Source organism: Mariniflexile litorale (assembly GCF_031128465.2).
GTDB lineage: Bacteria > Bacteroidota > Bacteroidia > Flavobacteriales > Flavobacteriaceae > Mariniflexile > Mariniflexile litorale.
In genome coordinates this window covers 737,163-753,642 of the sequence record NZ_CP155618.1, presented here as the reverse complement: position 1 = coordinate 753,642, position 16,480 = coordinate 737,163, and the positions used below count along the sequence as shown (strand labels likewise).

General features: G+C 32.3%; 9 protein-coding genes. All 9 read left to right on the top strand.

Features of this window, described 5'->3' with window-relative positions:
* Nucleotides 1-28 precede the first annotated feature (28 nt).
* The 9 genes from QLS71_RS02940 to QLS71_RS02900 all read left to right on the top strand — a co-directional run bounded on the left by QLS71_RS02940 (nucleotide 29) and on the right by QLS71_RS02900 (nucleotide 16,478).
* Nucleotides 29-3,178 (top strand): LamG-like jellyroll fold domain-containing protein, encoded by a 3,150-nt coding sequence (locus QLS71_RS02940; RefSeq protein ID WP_348636600.1) that lies wholly within the window; start codon nucleotides 29-31, stop codon nucleotides 3,176-3,178.
* 7 nt (nucleotides 3,179-3,185) lie between these two features.
* Entirely contained in the window at nucleotides 3,186-3,887 is a 702-nt protein-coding gene (locus tag QLS71_RS02935) for a hypothetical protein (RefSeq protein ID WP_308990423.1), read from the top strand.
* A gap of 44 nt (nucleotides 3,888-3,931) precedes the next feature.
* Nucleotides 3,932-5,008 carry a PKD domain-containing protein gene (locus QLS71_RS02930; RefSeq protein WP_308990422.1) on the top strand — a complete coding sequence of 359 codons (1,077 nt, stop codon included), beginning with the start codon at nucleotides 3,932-3,934 and terminating at the stop codon, nucleotides 5,006-5,008.
* Between the two features lie 511 nt (nucleotides 5,009-5,519).
* Nucleotides 5,520-6,101, top strand: a complete 582-nt coding sequence (locus QLS71_RS02925; protein WP_308990421.1) for an RNA polymerase sigma-70 factor — start codon at nucleotides 5,520-5,522, stop codon at nucleotides 6,099-6,101.
* A 73-nt stretch (nucleotides 6,102-6,174) separates the two neighbouring features.
* Nucleotides 6,175-7,326: a FecR family protein gene (locus QLS71_RS02920; protein WP_308990420.1), complete on the top strand. Its 1,152-nt coding sequence runs from the start codon at nucleotides 6,175-6,177 to the stop codon at nucleotides 7,324-7,326.
* A gap of 148 nt (nucleotides 7,327-7,474) precedes the next feature.
* Nucleotides 7,475-10,816 carry a SusC/RagA family TonB-linked outer membrane protein gene (locus QLS71_RS02915; RefSeq protein ID WP_348636599.1) on the top strand — a complete coding sequence of 1,114 codons (3,342 nt, stop codon included), beginning with the start codon at nucleotides 7,475-7,477 and terminating at the stop codon, nucleotides 10,814-10,816.
* 19 nt (nucleotides 10,817-10,835) lie between these two features.
* A complete protein-coding gene (locus tag QLS71_RS02910; RefSeq protein ID WP_308990418.1) occupies nucleotides 10,836-12,197 on the top strand; it encodes a RagB/SusD family nutrient uptake outer membrane protein in 1,362 nt (453 codons plus the stop codon).
* A gap of 2 nt (nucleotides 12,198-12,199) precedes the next feature.
* Entirely contained in the window at nucleotides 12,200-13,426 is a 1,227-nt protein-coding gene (locus QLS71_RS02905) for a TlpA disulfide reductase family protein (protein ID WP_308990417.1), read from the top strand.
* A 241-nt stretch (nucleotides 13,427-13,667) separates the two neighbouring features.
* The gene (locus tag QLS71_RS02900; protein ID WP_308990416.1) at nucleotides 13,668-16,478 is read left to right on the top strand and encodes an insulinase family protein; all 2,811 of its coding nucleotides are present in this window, start codon (nucleotides 13,668-13,670) and stop codon (nucleotides 16,476-16,478) included.
* Nucleotides 16,479-16,480 lie beyond the last annotated feature (2 nt).

Here is a 16,480-nt window from a genome sequence, read left to right as displayed (position 1 = left end):
TAAATTTTATCGACAACTAATTTTGACCATGAGTTGTTTGCTATTTCTTCTTGTAGATGGATATAGTCAAACAGCAAGTACCAGTGATAATATTATCGCTCAGCCTATCACAGACAGGATTGTACTCTTTGATGTTACAGATTCTGGAATATCAAAAACCATACAGTTTGGAGCAGATCTTGCTTGGCCTAGTAGAGAAAACTTTAGAAGGGCACTTCGCTTTATGGGTAAAGATCAAACCGATGTGGCACGAGTTTCATTTCAGCCTACACACCCACTCGTAGATGGAGATTTACAACAAGAACAAATTGACGCATTAAACTTTAGACTAGGGATTGTTGAGGCTTATGCATCGCCAGATGTTGAGATTGTAATGAATTCTGATGCCATTTCCGTAGACCCCTATTTTTTAGGAAATGCAGTCAATTGGAAAAACTTACTTAAAGCAAATGCTAAAAGAATTGAAGATAGAGGCTTTCCAGTGATAAGTATTGGACCGATGAATGAACCAGATTTAGGTCCAGAGCAAGGCTCAATTCAAGATTTTTATGACATTGTTGTAGAAATGAAAAGTGACCCTTATTTTGATGGAAAACGTATTTCTGGTGGAAATACATTGAATGCAGATAAGGCGTTAGAATGGTATGAGTTCTTAAAGCCTTCTGGTATTAACGAAGGCAATACGCATCAACTAGCTGGTTCTTTTGATAATTACGCCAATTTTTTCGAGCAGGTGCGCGCCAATGGAGATCATGCTTCTAATGACGAACTTCACAATGTTATGGAGGCTCTAGTAGGCTATGAATATGGCATGCAAATGGGCATATGGTGGGGACCAGCAGATTATGCTCGTGGCGAAATGGTTAAAGCCTTTGATGGAGAAAGAATTGGTTATGCAGAACACCGATCAAAATGGACAGCCGCAGCAGTGTATCGTACTCCCGATGGTAAGGTTCAGGCTTTTGGAGGTACTTCTGAAAGACAGGCAAATACCACTAGTTTTAACTATATTTCCAAAGATAGAATGGTTTATTACGATGGTTACGGACCACAACGTGAATTTGTTTTAGAAATGCCAGGGGGAACTGGTTATCAACAAGGCCAATCTAATGCTGAACGTGTAATAAATGTAACATGGGGTGAAGATATTCAACCTGTAATAGATGGCTTATATAAATTGGTTAATCGAGAAAGCGGACAGGTAATAGTAGTAGGCGATAACCCTAATACAAATGGAGCCAACATAATATCAGGAAATTATGCGGGGACTTCTACTCAAAATTGGAACGTTACACCTGTTAATTCTAGAATAGGTGGTGATTTTAGTTATTGGAGAATTTCTCCAGAGTCTGGTAATAATAAATTTATGGAAGTTAGTAGTTTTTCTTTAGAAAATGGCGGAAACATTCAGCTATGGGATAAGTTCGATACTGGGAATCAACAATGGTATTTAGATTATTTAGAAGATGGATGGTTTTATATAAGAAATAGAGAAAGTTCTTATTGTATTACCATTAATAATGACGGAAATATGGTGCAGAATGAGAAAACTAATAATTTTAACCAGCAATGGCGTTTTTTACCCATAGATGCTCCTATAGAGTTTGATGCTCCAATTGCTCCAACAGGCCTTACAGCTATTGCAAATAAAGTTTCTGTTAAACTAGAGTGGACAGCAAATACTGAATCAGATTTGGCTAGCTATATTATTTTACGTGCAGATACTGCTGGAGGAAATTATAATACCATAGCTAGAAGTGTAACAACTACTGCTTTTATAGACAACACTGTTGATGCTGGTAATACTTACTATTATAAAATAATGGCAGAAGATAATTCTTTAAATCGTTCTGATTTTTCAAATGAAGTTTCTGCTACTCCAACAGGTGAAGAAGATCTCGTTGCTCATTATACTTTTGAAGGAACTACGAAAGATGCGACAATAAACCTTAATCACAGTGCTGCTTTTGGTGATGTGTCATATGTAGAAGGAAAAGCGACTTTAAATGCTGTAAAATTAAATGGTTCAGATAACTTTATTCAATTACCTGCCACAATTGCTAACCATCAGGAAATTACTGTGTCTACTTGGGTTTACCGTCAGGATAGTGGTAAAGATAGACATGTTTTTGATTTTGGAAATAGTGAAGATCAAAGTATGTATTTATCTCCAGCAAACGCATCCTCTAGATTGTATTTCGGTCTCAAAAATAGTGGGAGTGAACAAAGTTTGTCATCATCAGAATTACCTGTGGGACAATGGTCTCATGTAGCTATTACTTTAAGTAATGATAATGCCGTATTATATGTGGATGGTCAAATGGTAGATGAATCTACTTCTATATCTATTAGTCCAAATGATTTTAAACCTATACTAAATTATATAGGGCGTAGACAAAATTCAGCTATTCCATTTAATGGTAGAGTAGAAGATTTTAGAATTTATAATTATGCACTATCTGCTGAAAAAGTAGCTGAACTTGCTAAAATTCAAGTAAATGTTCTTGTAAGTAGTAAAGGAGAAACCTGCTTAGACAAGAAAAATGGTGAAATTACAATTATTGCAAATGTTGAAGCTAATCATATTGTTACAGTTAATGCGGAGAGCTATAATTTTACAAATCAAAAATTAGTAGTTAAGGATTTGGATCCAGGTACATACGATGTCTGCCTAATTTCGCAAGTAGATGATTTTGAACAATGTTATGTAGTAGAAATACTAGCTAGTAGCTCAATTACTGGTAAGTTTTCAAAGTCTGGTAATAAAATGCATGTCAAAGTTAGTTCGGGAACTGCTCCTTATCTTGTAAAAGTTAATGGAAATCTACAATTAGAGACCTTCGAAAAAGACTTTAATGTTACTATAGAAAATGGTGATTTGCTAGAAGTAAGTTCTGTTAATGAGTGTGAAGGAACGCTTTCTAAAAATATTGCTTCTTCAGCGACCTTAAAAGTTTTTCCCAATCCGTTCGAAGAACGTTTTGAAGTATTTATACCAAGCGATTCTAACTCTGTAGAATTATCTATATATAATATGAGTTCTGTATTGGTATCAAGTGCTAATTATAAACTCGTAAATGGTAAGGCAATTTTAAGTCTAAAAAATCAACCTGCAGGAGTTTACTTTGTTAAAGTTAGTAATCATCCTGAAGAAACCATACGTATAATAAAAAAATAAAATAAAGATGAAATACTACCTATACCTTTTTACATTCTGTATGATATCGTTTTTTTCTTGTAGTAGTGATAGTGATCAAGAAGATACAACAACTACACCTGAAGAAAATGTAGCCCCAGATATACCGTTACTAGTTTATCCATCTAATAATTTAGTTTGTATAGAAAATATTTTAAAATTCCAATGGAATCCTGCGGTAGATCCAGAAGGAAGTCTTGTTAATTACGAAATACAAATTGCCAGAGATAACACATTCACAGAAATTGTGAGTACACTTAAAACATCTAATACAGCATCGGATATATCGCTATTTAGAGGCGTAATGTATTATTGGAGAGTTAAGGCTATTGATGATAAAAAAGCCTCTAGTGCGTATTCTGAAATATACAATTTTTATACAGAAGGTGAAGGTGTAGCAAACTATCTGCCTTTTGCTCCTACACTAATTTTTCCTGAGAATAATTCAGAACTAACAGAAGACTCCGTTACATTAAATTGGTCGGCAGAAGATGCCGATGGTGATGTTTTAACTTACGACATCTATTTTGGAACCGATAAGGAGGCTTTACAAATAATAGCAGAAGATATAAGCGAAGTGAAATATGATGCTGTAATAAATACTAAAAACTCATATTACTGGAAAGTGGTGGCTAAGGATAACAAAGGAGGTTCAACCATTGGTCAAATATGGCGTTTTGTAAAAATTTAAAGTTTGAGATTTATAAAAGAATGTTTAAATAAAAATATAATAAAATGAAAAAAATAAAACACAATTGTTTGAGGGTTTTAGCTTCAGTTACAATGCTATTCTTGATTTTTGGATGTGAAGAATCCCAATTGCCAGAGAAAACTTTGCCAAATTCTACAGCCTATTTTTCTTTCGAGCCTTTAGAAAATTCTTTAACAGTTAATTTTAATAGTACCACAAATTTTGCAGAGACTTTTGAATGGGATTTTGGAGATGGTCAAAATTCTACTGAAGCAAACCCAGCACACACTTATACAGATGCTGGCACCTATACCGTAACGTTAACTACAACAGGGAAAGAAGGAACAACTCCAGCTATAAAAACACATGAGCTAACTTTAGAGAAACCAATTCCTCATCCTATAGCAGATTTTTTATTTGTAGCTAATGAGGACAATTCTTTAGAAATACAATTTACCACTACAACTACCAATGCAGAAACATTTGCTTGGGATTTTGGAGATGGTAATACATCTGCAGAAGAAAACCCTAATTACACCTACGATGCTATGGGCGATTATACAGTAATATTGACTGTAGGTGGTATTGAAGGAACCACACCTGCTATAGTAACAAAAATAGTAAGTATTGTACCTGCCGATGATCCTAATTTAATTAAAGCGGCTAACTGGACAATTCAAGCAGATCGTCCTGGTGGAGGTGTAAATGTAGATATAACTGGTAATACAGTTAGTTTCTCCGGTAATGGAGGTTTTAATGGGTCACATGCTTTTCAAGAAATAATTGTTGAGGCTGGTACTTATAAATTTAGTGGTTCTTTTGTTATCAATTCACCTCTTGATGAAGTATGGAGTGAACTCTTTTTTAGTACTGTAATGCCACAAGAACTTCAAGAGTTTTACCGAGGAGACGAAATTAAGGTAAGGTATAATACATGGGATGGTAGCCCTAAAGGAGTTGGTACATATGCTTTTCAAGATGTAGATGTCACTGGTAATTTTCCAGACGATAACCTGTTTACATTTGATACTGCACAAACTATTTATATTGTATTAAAAAGTGGTTCCGGACAACCCTATAATATTAGTTGGACTGATATCTCTTTTGAGAAAATGGATTAAGTAAATTTAATATAAGTAAAAAGCTCTAAGAAATTAGGGCTTTTTTTGGTAATAAGAAGTAGTGTTGTTCCCGAAGTTATATTCGGGAAAGTAGTTTGCCAAAGTAAATTTGGTATTCCAATGAGAAGCTTTCCTTTTTTCTTTTTAGAAAATCGGGATGCTTTTTTTGTTTTAGATTTTTTTTTATCTTAAAAACTAACTATAAATAATGCTTTAAATTAGTTGCAAGAAAATAATTATATATAACTGAATATTATAAAAGAGGTCTAAGGGAAGATAATAGATTGGTACGTGTATTAAAATAAATATAATATATAGGGGATGTTGACTTTGTATATGTTATTTTTTTAAATAATTCATAAGAATTAGGTTGTAATGTCTTTTTATTTTGAAACATTTTTTGATTTTAGTGTGTTTTATGTAAAAAAAAATTATTTTTATTCCCAAAAGTACATTTCAATCAACTAAGTGGATAATTTATATTTTAAAATATAAAATGACTCGTACTATTATGAATAGTGATAAAGAATTAATTGAGTTACTTCATCAAGGAAAGGATGAAGCACTTTCATTAATTTATAAAAAGTATTGGCAGATGATGTATTTAGCTGCTTATAATTTAGTTCAAGATAAGGAAGTGTGCGAAGATATTGTTCAAGATATTTTTGTGGATTTATGGAATAAAAGAACCCATCTTATTATAAGTATTTCGCTTAAAAGTTACCTATATACAAGTACGGTATACAAAGTTTATGATTTTTTTAGAAAGAATAAAAAGTTAATTAAAATAGAATTATTAGATAATTTTAGCGAGACGTTTCACGCTTTAACACCTGAGACAAAATTACTATATGAAGAACTAATCGAGCATGTTGATTCCATCATAGAACACCTGCCTCTAAAATGTAAAGCTGTATTTAAACTAAGTAGGGAACAAGAATTAAGTAATAAGGAAATTGCAGATAAGTTACATATTTCACAACGAACTGTAGAAGGGCATATAACAAAAGCTTTGAGTATACTTAGATATTCAATGGGCATGTCACTTTGTATAGAATTTGTTCTTTTTATAGTTAAAATAAAAAATAATTAAAAAAAAAACTCTTTTCAAGCAGGTGTGAACTCTTATTTTATCGACATATATATAAAGTGTCATAATGTAAGTGATGAGAAATAAAAATAAAAAGCTTCTTTTAAAACTAATTAAAAAACTTATTGATGGCTCAATTACTAAGCAACAAAGAAACATACTGTTTTCCTTTTTTGTAAATAATCAAAGTATTAGTAGTTGGCCAGAAGAATTTTCTAATAAGATGGATGTTGAAAAAAGAATTTTCAATAAGGTTAAGTTAGAAATAAACGTCAAATCAATTAAAACGATACCTTTTTATAGAAAAAAAATTTTCAAAAAAGGCATAGCGGCATCTTTTTTAATTTTAGTTACTGTTACCTACTTAGTAAACCATAAGATTCAATCAAATAAATTCAATGGTCACCCTATAATTGTAAATAACAATATCAAAATAGGTATAGACAAAGCTACTCTAACTTTAGAAGATGGCACTGTAGTGGATTTGGAAAAAGGGCAACATTACAATTCAGATCATTTAGAGAGTAATGGTGCTGAATTAATCTATAAAGCCTACCATGCCAAAAAAGCTGAAGTTTTATACAACTATTTAACAATACCTAGAGGGGGGCAATATCATGTCGTTCTCTCGGATGGTACGCAAATTTGGTTAAATTCAGAATCTCAAATCAAATATCCTGTAAGTTTTGTAGATGGAGAAACGCGTAGTATGGAGTTGATTTATGGAGAAGCTTATTTTGATGTGTCTCCTAGTTCAAAGCATAAAGGAGCAGATTTTAAGGTGTCTAATAATAATCATGAAGTTAGAGTTTTAGGTACAGAATTTAATATAAAAGCCTATAACGATGACAATACTATTAGAACAACTCTAGTTGAAGGTAAAGTTGAAATTAATTACAATGGAATTAATAAAATTTTAATTCCAAACCAACAATCAAACATAAATCTAGAAAACAAAAAAATCACAGTCTCTTCTATTGATGTTTATAAAGAAATTTCTTGGAAAGAAGGGGTCTTCAGTTTTGAAAATATGGCTTTAAAAGACATTATGAAAGTGCTTTCAAGATGGTATGATATTGAAGTTGTATTTGAGAATAAGGATATAGAAAACATAACTTTCAATGGTGGTTTGAAGAAAAAACAATCCATTGTAGATATTTTATCAATTATTAAAAGCATGAATAATATTAATTATGAAATAAATAATAAAACCGTGATTTTTAAGTAAAAAGAAAGGGAAATATGGTTGAATCTCCTACAACGCAAGCCATTATTTCCCCCTTGTAGTATTAATTTATTAACTAACACCAAACAAATTTATGGAAATTAAATTTACAATTCCGCTTTTTCCAAAGGGAAAGAGCATGTTAACATTTATGATGAGAACTTTTATATTCTTGTTTTGTACTGTCGTTTTTAGTCTCTCGCCTAAGGAAGTCCTATCGCAGAATACTAAAGTTACTATTGATGCCGATAAAACGGTAACAATAGATGAGGTTTTTAATATTATTAACCAACAAACAGGTTATTCTTTTATTTATAAATCAGATTTATTTAAAGATTTCCCTAAAGTAAATCTTAAAAAAGGGGTAATTCAAGCTAATAAGCTATTGCAATTAAGTATTGAAAACAACGACTTTAATTTTGTTGTAACAAAAGATAATACAATCCTTATTAAAGAGAAATCATTTAAGGATAGTTGGATGCAATCTCTTGTGTCAGGAATAGTTAAAGATCAAGCTGGTGTACCAATTGCGGGAGTTACCATATTAATTAAAGGTACTTATACAGGGACAGCTACAGATTTTGATGGTAGATATAGTATAAAAGTACCAAACGCTGAAAATGTTTTAGTATTTTCTTCTTTAGGTTTTGAAAGTCAAGAAATATCAGTAAATAACCAAACTGTTATTAATATTACCCTAAAAGAAAGTATTGATGAATTAGGAGAAGTAACCATAAATGCAGGTTATTATTCCACTACCGAGCGTTTAAAAACCGGAAATATAAGTAAGGTTACAAGCAAAGAAATAAGCAATACACCAACGGCAGACCCAATGGCAGCATTGCAAGGAAGGGTTCCTGGAGTGGAAATTACTCAATCTAGCGGAAACCCTGGAGCAGCTTTTGAAGTTCAAATAAGGGGAAGAACACAAATAGATAGAATAAACGGTGCTTCAGATGCTCCCTTGTATATTATTGATAATGTGCCAATGGCAAATGGAAATGAGTATATAAATCAATTACAATCTGCCATAAGTGCTTCATCATTAAGTGGTTTAAGTCCTTTGTATAGCTTAAATATAGGAGATATAGAAAGTGTTGAGATTTTAAAAGATGCCGATGCAACCGCTATTTATGGAAGTAGGGGGGCGAGTGGAGTTGTTTTAATTACCACCAAAAAAGGAAAAAAGGGAGCTCCTAAGTTTGATATTAGTGTATCTAATGGTGTAAGTGTTGCTCCATTACCCGATATGCTAACCACTAAAGAGTATGTGGCTATGCGAAAAGAAGCATTAAAAAATGATGGGTTAGATTTGGATGCTATGGCAAATAGTACCAGTCTTTCTACAAGAAATAAGGTTTACGACTTAGCACAGTATGATACTTTAAGAGATAATAACCTAGCGAAGCAATTAATAGGTGGTACAGCTTATACAACAGATGTACAAGCATCGTTATCAGGAGGAAATGAATTAACACAATTTATTTTAGGGGGTGCCTACCATAAAGAAACGACAGTGGTTCCAGGTAATCTTCCAAATAGTCGATTTTCAGGAAGGTTTAATGTTACTACAACAACACCTAATAAAAAATTCACGGGTTCTTTTTCTGCTAGTTATGCTTCAACACTTAATACAAGTTCATCATCAGACCTTTCTTTTGCCCTATCTCTAGCTCCAAATTATAAGTTATATGAAGAAAATGGTGATCTAGCATGGAATGAAGGCGGATATAAATCGGATAATCCATTATCATACTTACTTAAAAAATATGAAGCAAGGTCTACAACGCTTAATGGAAATGCAGTGTTGTCGTATAAACTATTTCCTAATTTAATTTTAAAAAGTAGTTTAGGCTATAATCTTATAACCTCTGAAGAAAACAGAATCACCCCATCTACAGCTATAAACCCACTTAATAGAACAGGAACAGATGGTGCTTATTTATTTGGAGATAGCTCTTTTAAAAGTTGGATTTGGGAGCCACAATTAGAATATAACAAATCTTTTGGAAAAGGAACATTAAGTACATTGGTTGGAGGTACTTACCAAAGTCAAGAACGTAAAGGCTATACAATTTCTATTAGTGGTTATGGAGATGATGACCAAATAGGAAGCCTTTCGGTAGTGACTCCTAACATGTTTAATATTCCAACAAGTACTTTTTCAGAATATAAATATGGTGCTTTCTTTGGGCGTATTAATTATAACCACGCTGATAAATATATTTTGAATTTGTCTGGTAGAAGAGACGGCTCTAGCCGTTTTGGTCCTGATTTTAGGTTTTCAAACTTTGGTGCTGTTGGTGCTGCTTGGATACTAAGTAATGAATCTTTTATAAAACAAATGTCTTTTATAAGTTTTGCAAAATTACGTGCTAGTTATGGTATTACCGGAAACGATAAAATAAGCGATTATAAGTATCAAGATGTTTATGGGGTGGGTTTTAGCACAGGTAGTTACGAAGGAGACGTAGCGTTAACACCATCGTCTTTATTCACTTCTACATTGCATTGGGAAAAAAACATAAAAACAGAAGTCGCAATAGATTTTAATGTTTTAAAAGATAATTTACAATTTTCGGCATCTTGGTATAGAAACAATTCTTCCGATCCATTAGTAAGTTACCCTTTGCCAGGTATTACAGGTTATACTTCAGTAGTTAACAATTTAAATGACGTGCTTGTTCAAAACCAAGGTTTAGAACTATTGATTAGTTCAAATAACATTCGAAGCAGAAATTTTAGTTGGACGACTAATTTCAACATCACACTTCCTAGTAATAAACTAAAAAGGTTTCCTGGCTTAGAAGAGTCTACATATAACAGCAATTATACTATTGGAGAATCGCTTAATACAATTATTGCAGGCCACGTAATAGGTGTAGACCCTGATACGGGATTATATTTATTAGAGGATTATAATGATAATGGTAGTTTCGAGGCTGCGTTAGTAGATGGTGATTTTAGATCACAACTTGATACAGATCCTGACTTTTACGGAGGGCTTCAAAATAACATCACATACAAAGGAGTCTCTTTAGATTTTTTATTGCAGTTTAGAAAACAAATGGGAAGAAACTGGATTGGTTCCTATACAAGTTTTACCAGTCCTGTGGGTGCTGCAGGAATAAATTACCCAGCGGTTGTTTTAGATAGATGGCAAAACCCAGGTGATATAGCAGATATTCAAAAGTTTACCACTACGGCGTCATTTTTAGATTTGTACAATTTAAATGGGGGGCATATACCCGCTTATTTTTCAGATCTTCAATATACAGATGTTTCATTTATTCGTTTGAAAAATATCTCGTTGTCGTACAATCTTCCAGAGAAAACGTTAAAGGGGTTAGGTGTTAGTGCTTTGCGAATTTATTCCCAAGCACAAAATCTATTAACAATAACACCTTATAAAGCAGGTGATCCTGAAACGGCTACTTTAAATAGACTACCTCCTTTACGCACTATTGTTATGGGTGCTCAAATTTCTTTTTAACTTTTTAAATTTAATAGTTATGAAAATAAATAATAAAAGAATATCAATACATTCTACTAAATATATACTAATTTATAGCCTATTTTTAATTTTCAATACGAGTTGTGATGATTTTGTTGATGTGGATTTACCTCCAGATTTAATTAATACAGAAGAGGTGTTTTCAAGTGAAGCTACAGCGCAATCGGCAATGAAAGGTATCTATGCCTATACAACATCAAATAGTGCTATAACCAACCTATTTACCTATGTTGGATTATCTTCTGATGAATTGGAAAGAGCTTCGTATAATGTAGAACAATTATCATTTGCAACCAATTCAATTGATCCAACAAGTAGTACTATTTCTGGTATGTGGAGAGGTTATTATAATATTATTTATCAATCTAATAATCTTATTATCAACGTTTCCAAATCAACTGGTTTATCTGAAGAAACTAAAACTCAATTAATAGGGGAAGCTAAATTTATGAGAGCATTCTGCTATTTTTACTTGGTGAATCTTTGGGGTGATGTTCCTCTTGTTTTAGGAACAAATTATGAAGTTAATAGATTGTTACCACGCTCATCATCAACCGATATTTATATTCAAATAGTAGATGATTTACAGGATGCACAAACAGAATTGAGTAGTGAGCTTTACACAGCGGCAGGAAAAAGAACTCGGGTTAACAAATGGGTTGCAACTGCATTATTGGCAAGAGTCATGCTATATCAAGAAAATTGGGAAGAAGCAGAAAAACAAGCAAATACAGTTATAGGTGCAGGCTTTTATGGATTACCACCTCTAAACCAAGTATTTTATGCCAATTCTAATGAAAGTATTTTTCAATTAACAAATGCAGGTGCAAATAGATATGCAAATGTAGGCTTAACAGGCTCTAATGTAAACAATCCATCTTACAGACTTAGTTCTTTTGTGGCAAGTAAAATTACAACTAGTGATGCTAGAAGAGCTGCATGGTTAACACCAACCTTGAACGGGCCACATAAGTATAAAGCATATTCAAATACCACTGGACCATCAACTGCTGAAGCAAATATTGTATTAAGATTGGCCGAAATGTATTTAATAAGAGCAGAAGCTAGAGCGCAGCAAGATAATATTACAGGGCTTAATAGTGCAGAATCGGATTTAAATACGATTCGTTCAAGAGCAGGATTACTAGGAACGGAAGCAACAACAAAAACAGCGATGCTTCAAGATATTTATACTGAAAGAATGAGAGAGCTTTTTGGAGAATGGGGACACCGTTGGTTTGATGTAAAAAGATTGGGGCAAGCCGATGCTGTTTTTGGAGCAAACAAACCTGGATGGACTTCAAAGGCTGCTATTTATCCTATTCCTTTTAAAGATACTCAACAAAACCCCAATCTGTAAGCATGGATGGGGGGCAAATAATTTTAAAGTTTCATACTGTTTTAATAAACAGTATGTGCTTAATTCATAAAAATAAAAAGATGATAATAAGAAAAAGTATCCTATTAATAATACTCACAGTTTCATTGCAGGGGTGTTCAAAAAAAAATTATAATCTAACTGTAAAAATAAATGATTTGGATAGTCCAAATGCTAAGGTTTATCTGTTAAATTCATTAATGAAAGTAAACTCAGAAACTATTATAGATTCTGCTAGTTTAAAAAACAACAAATTTAGTTTTGAAGGAGAAATACCTGAACCAAAGCAAGTTTTCTTAGTTTTAAGTAAAGAAGGTAATGGTATTAAAGATTTAAAAAACTGGAGTGGTTTTCTGTCTATGTACCTTGAGAAAGGGAATATTCTAGTAAGTATTAAAGATACCGTTAAAAATGCTATTATTACGGGTTCAAAATTAAATACAGAGTTTAAATTACAGTCAGAAATACTTTATGGTCCCAAAAAATATGATGATGAATACAATTCAATAACTGAATCTATTAAAAATGAAGTTTCTGAAGAAAAAAAGAAAGTATTGGTATTAGAAAAGGCCGCTATTCTTAATAAAAGAATAAAATATAGAGATTCTTTGCTTTTTAATTTTATAGATAAAAATCCTAAGTCATACATTAGTTTAAAAACATTAAATGAATTTGCGCAAAAAGGCTATGAGGAAAGTGATTTAATTCCCTATTTTAAAAGACTTCCTTTAGAACACCGTAGCAGTATATTAGGGTTAGAGTTTTTAGAAAATTTAAATAAAAAGCGTGTTGATATTGGAGAACTAGCTATAGATTTTACTCAAAACGATGAAAATGGTAATCCAATTAAATTATCAGATTTTAGAGGAAAATATTTATTGTTAGATTTTTGGGCTTCATGGTGTGGTCCATGTAGAGCTGAAAACCCTAATTTAGTTATGGCTTACAAAAAATATCACGACAAAGGTTTTAACATACTAGCAGTGTCTTTAGATACTAAAAGAGACGCTTGGCTAAATGCTATTAAACAAGAGAACCTTCCTTGGTCGCATGTGTCAGATTTAAAAGGTTTTGATAATGAAGTAGCTCGATTATACGATGTAAAATCCATCCCTAGAAATCTTCTTATTGATCCAGAAGGACGTATTATAACAACCAATTTAAGAGGGTACACATTAGAAGAAAATCTAGCTAAAATATTTGAAAAATAAATTTTTAACATTTTATTAATAGGTATGATAATTGTTTATTCGTCTTATCTTATAAATGTAGCACAAAGAAGCGCTTCTTTATTATTTGAGTTATTCACTCGTTTATATTTCTAGTAAAGAAGATTTATAAAAAATAAGGGCTGTTTGAATCAGTCCTTATTTTATTAAAACTATCCTAAATAGGTCATAAAGACTGTTTAAAATTATAATTTAGTCAAATCTATAAAATAGAGAAATTTACATGAAACACATTTTAACTTTATCAATGGTCCTTTTTGTTTTACTAACAACAAAGGGTGTCGCACAATCCATCAATTATAGTGAGCCTTTGCCTGTAGATGAAACAATCAAAAAAGGAGTTTTACCTAATGGAATGACTTACTACATAAAAAGTACCGATGTGGTAAAAGATGCAGCTAGTTACTATATTATTCAAAATGTGGGTTCCGTATTAGAAAATGATAACCAACAGGGTTTAGCGCATTTTTTAGAGCATATGGCATTTAATGGTACCGAGAATTTTCCTGGAAAAGGGATATTAAATACACTTCAAAAGCATGGAGCGGTATTTGGAAAAGATATCAATGCTTATACAGGGTTTGATGAAACTGTTTATAATTTAAGCAACATTCCAACCAAAGATGGTTTAGTAGATACTTGTTTGATGGTATTAAAAGATTGGTCTAACTACTTATTGCTAACTGATGAAGAAATAGATGCAGAACGCGGTGTAATAAAAGAAGAATGGCGTACCCGCCAAAACGGACAAATGCGTTTATACAAAACAAGTTTACCTATTACATTTAACCACTCAAAATATGCCGATAGATTACCTATAGGATTAATGTCTGTGGTTGAGAATTTTGAATACAAGGCTTTAAGAGATTTTTATCACGATTGGTATCGTACCGATTTACAAGCTATAGCTGTTATAGGAGATGTAAATGTGGATGACATTGAGAAAAAAATAATCGCTAGTTTTTCAGAAATTCCAGCAGTAAATAATCCAAAGGAACGTTTTGTTGTAGAAATTCCAGAAAATACAGAAATGTTGTATAGTTTGGCTACAGATCCTGAAATTTCAACAGCTAGTTTAAATTTTGGAATTCGTCATAAAAAATCGTTAGAAACCGAAACGGTAGCCGATTTAAAACGCACATTGTTAGAATTGATGGCAACAAAAATATTATATGCCAGAATTTCAGAAAAATCTCAAAAACCTGATGCAAATTTTTTAGGCGCATATATAGGTTACGGAAGTTTGTCTAAAACATCCAACTCTTTTGGTATCGCAATTTCACCTAAGCCAAATATGCAAAAGGAGGCATTTAGAGAAGTTTTAACAGAAATTGTAAGAGCTGTTAATTATGGATACATTCCATCTGAAATAGAAAGATCTATTTCTGAAATAAAAACATCTTATGAAAACCAAATAGCTAAGAAAGAAGATATCAGTCATGCTCAAATAGAGCGAGGTATTCAAAATAATTTCTTATCAAATACAACTATTACAGATGTAGAAAAGGAGTATGAAATTGCGAAAGACATATTAAATACAATTACTGCAGAAGAGTTACATAGTACTATACAACGCTTATACGCTAAGAGTAATAGGTTTTTAAATGTTACAGGAGTTGAAGGGCAAGATAATTTAACAGAAGCGCAAGCAAAAACTATTATTTCTGAAGTAGAAAATGATGCATCCATACAACCTTATACTGAAGCTTTAGAAGGTAAAACATTAATTTCTGGCTTAAACATTAAAGCAGGTAAAATTTCCAAATCAAGTCATAATAAAAAGATAGATGCTACCACGTTTCTTTTAAGTAATGGTATTAAAGTGCATTACAAATTTGTAGATAAAGAAAAAGATAAAGTATCTTTAAATGCTATTAGTTGTGGTGGTACTTCGCTTTTAAATGATGCAGATTTGCCATCGGCAAGTTTAGTTGGTAACTTAGTTCAAATGTCTGGATTGGGAGAGTTTACAGCAACCGATTTAAAGAAGGTCTTGGCAGGAAAAACAGCAAGTGTTAGAACAAGTTTAGGAAACATAAACGAATCGCTTTCTGGCGGATCAAATACAAAAGATGTAGAAACTATGTTGCAATTAGCGCATGTATATTTTGTGAAACCCCGTTTTGATGAGGAAGCATTTAAAGTTTTAGAAAGCAATATAAACAACTACATTGTTAGAAGAAGTAAAGACATTGGTGAAAAGATGCGAGATAGTTTAACAGTAGCGTTGTATGGAAAAAACAATCCGAAAGAGCGTATTTTTAACCAAGATTATGCTAAAGATATTTCATTTGAAAAGATACAGACTATATACAAAGACCGCTTTGCCGATGCTTCAGATTTTGAGTTTTTTATCGTAGGGGATGTTAAAGAGAACCAATTAAAACCTCTTTTAGAAACTTATTTAGCTAGTCTGCCGACTAAAAACACAAAAGAGAATTATAAAGACAATGATTCCGAATGGATATCAAACACCATAGATGAAGACATTTATTTAAACATGGAAGACCCTAAGGCATCTGTTAATATAGCCTACAAAAAGGAAATGCCATACACTAAAAATAACGCTATTTACACGAATGTTTTAGGAGATATTTTACAACTCCGCCTTACGGAAACCGTAAGAGAATCAGAAGGTGGTGCGTACAGTCCAAGAGCAAATGCTAGCTTCTCTAGAGAACCAAAATCACAAGCTTACGTGTCTTTTCGTTTTGATTGCAACCCAGACATGGCAGATAATTTAGTTGAAATAGTGAATGCAGAGCTTCAAAAAATAGCTGAGGGCGATATTAAAGAGGAGGATCTAAATAAAACAAGAACAAATTTTATAAAAGAACGCGAACAAGCAAAAGATAAAAACGGGTATGATATGCAAGTACTTACGTCTTACTTTAGGTATAACGAAAACATAAACGACCCTAAAAACTTTGAAAACATTGTGAACAGAATGTCTAAAAAAGACATTCAAGAAATCGCAAAACAAGTGCTTGATGGTGGAAAATCGTACGAAGTTGTATTCAAACCAAAACAATAAAT

Coding starts and splice junctions, on each gene's coding strand:
- QLS71_RS02940 (WP_348636600.1), top strand. CDS start 29: ATGAGTTGTTTGCTATTTCTTCTTGTAGATGGATATAGTCAAACAGCA.
- QLS71_RS02935 (WP_308990423.1), top strand. CDS start 3,186: ATGAAATACTACCTATACCTTTTTACATTCTGTATGATATCGTTTTTT.
- QLS71_RS02930 (WP_308990422.1), top strand. CDS start 3,932: ATGAAAAAAATAAAACACAATTGTTTGAGGGTTTTAGCTTCAGTTACA.
- QLS71_RS02925 (WP_308990421.1), top strand. CDS start 5,520: ATGAATAGTGATAAAGAATTAATTGAGTTACTTCATCAAGGAAAGGAT.
- QLS71_RS02920 (WP_308990420.1), top strand. CDS start 6,175: ATGAGAAATAAAAATAAAAAGCTTCTTTTAAAACTAATTAAAAAACTT.
- QLS71_RS02915 (WP_348636599.1), top strand. CDS start 7,475: ATGATGAGAACTTTTATATTCTTGTTTTGTACTGTCGTTTTTAGTCTC.
- QLS71_RS02910 (WP_308990418.1), top strand. CDS start 10,836: ATGAAAATAAATAATAAAAGAATATCAATACATTCTACTAAATATATA.
- QLS71_RS02905 (WP_308990417.1), top strand. CDS start 12,200: ATGGATGGGGGGCAAATAATTTTAAAGTTTCATACTGTTTTAATAAAC.
- QLS71_RS02900 (WP_308990416.1), top strand. CDS start 13,668: ATGAAACACATTTTAACTTTATCAATGGTCCTTTTTGTTTTACTAACA.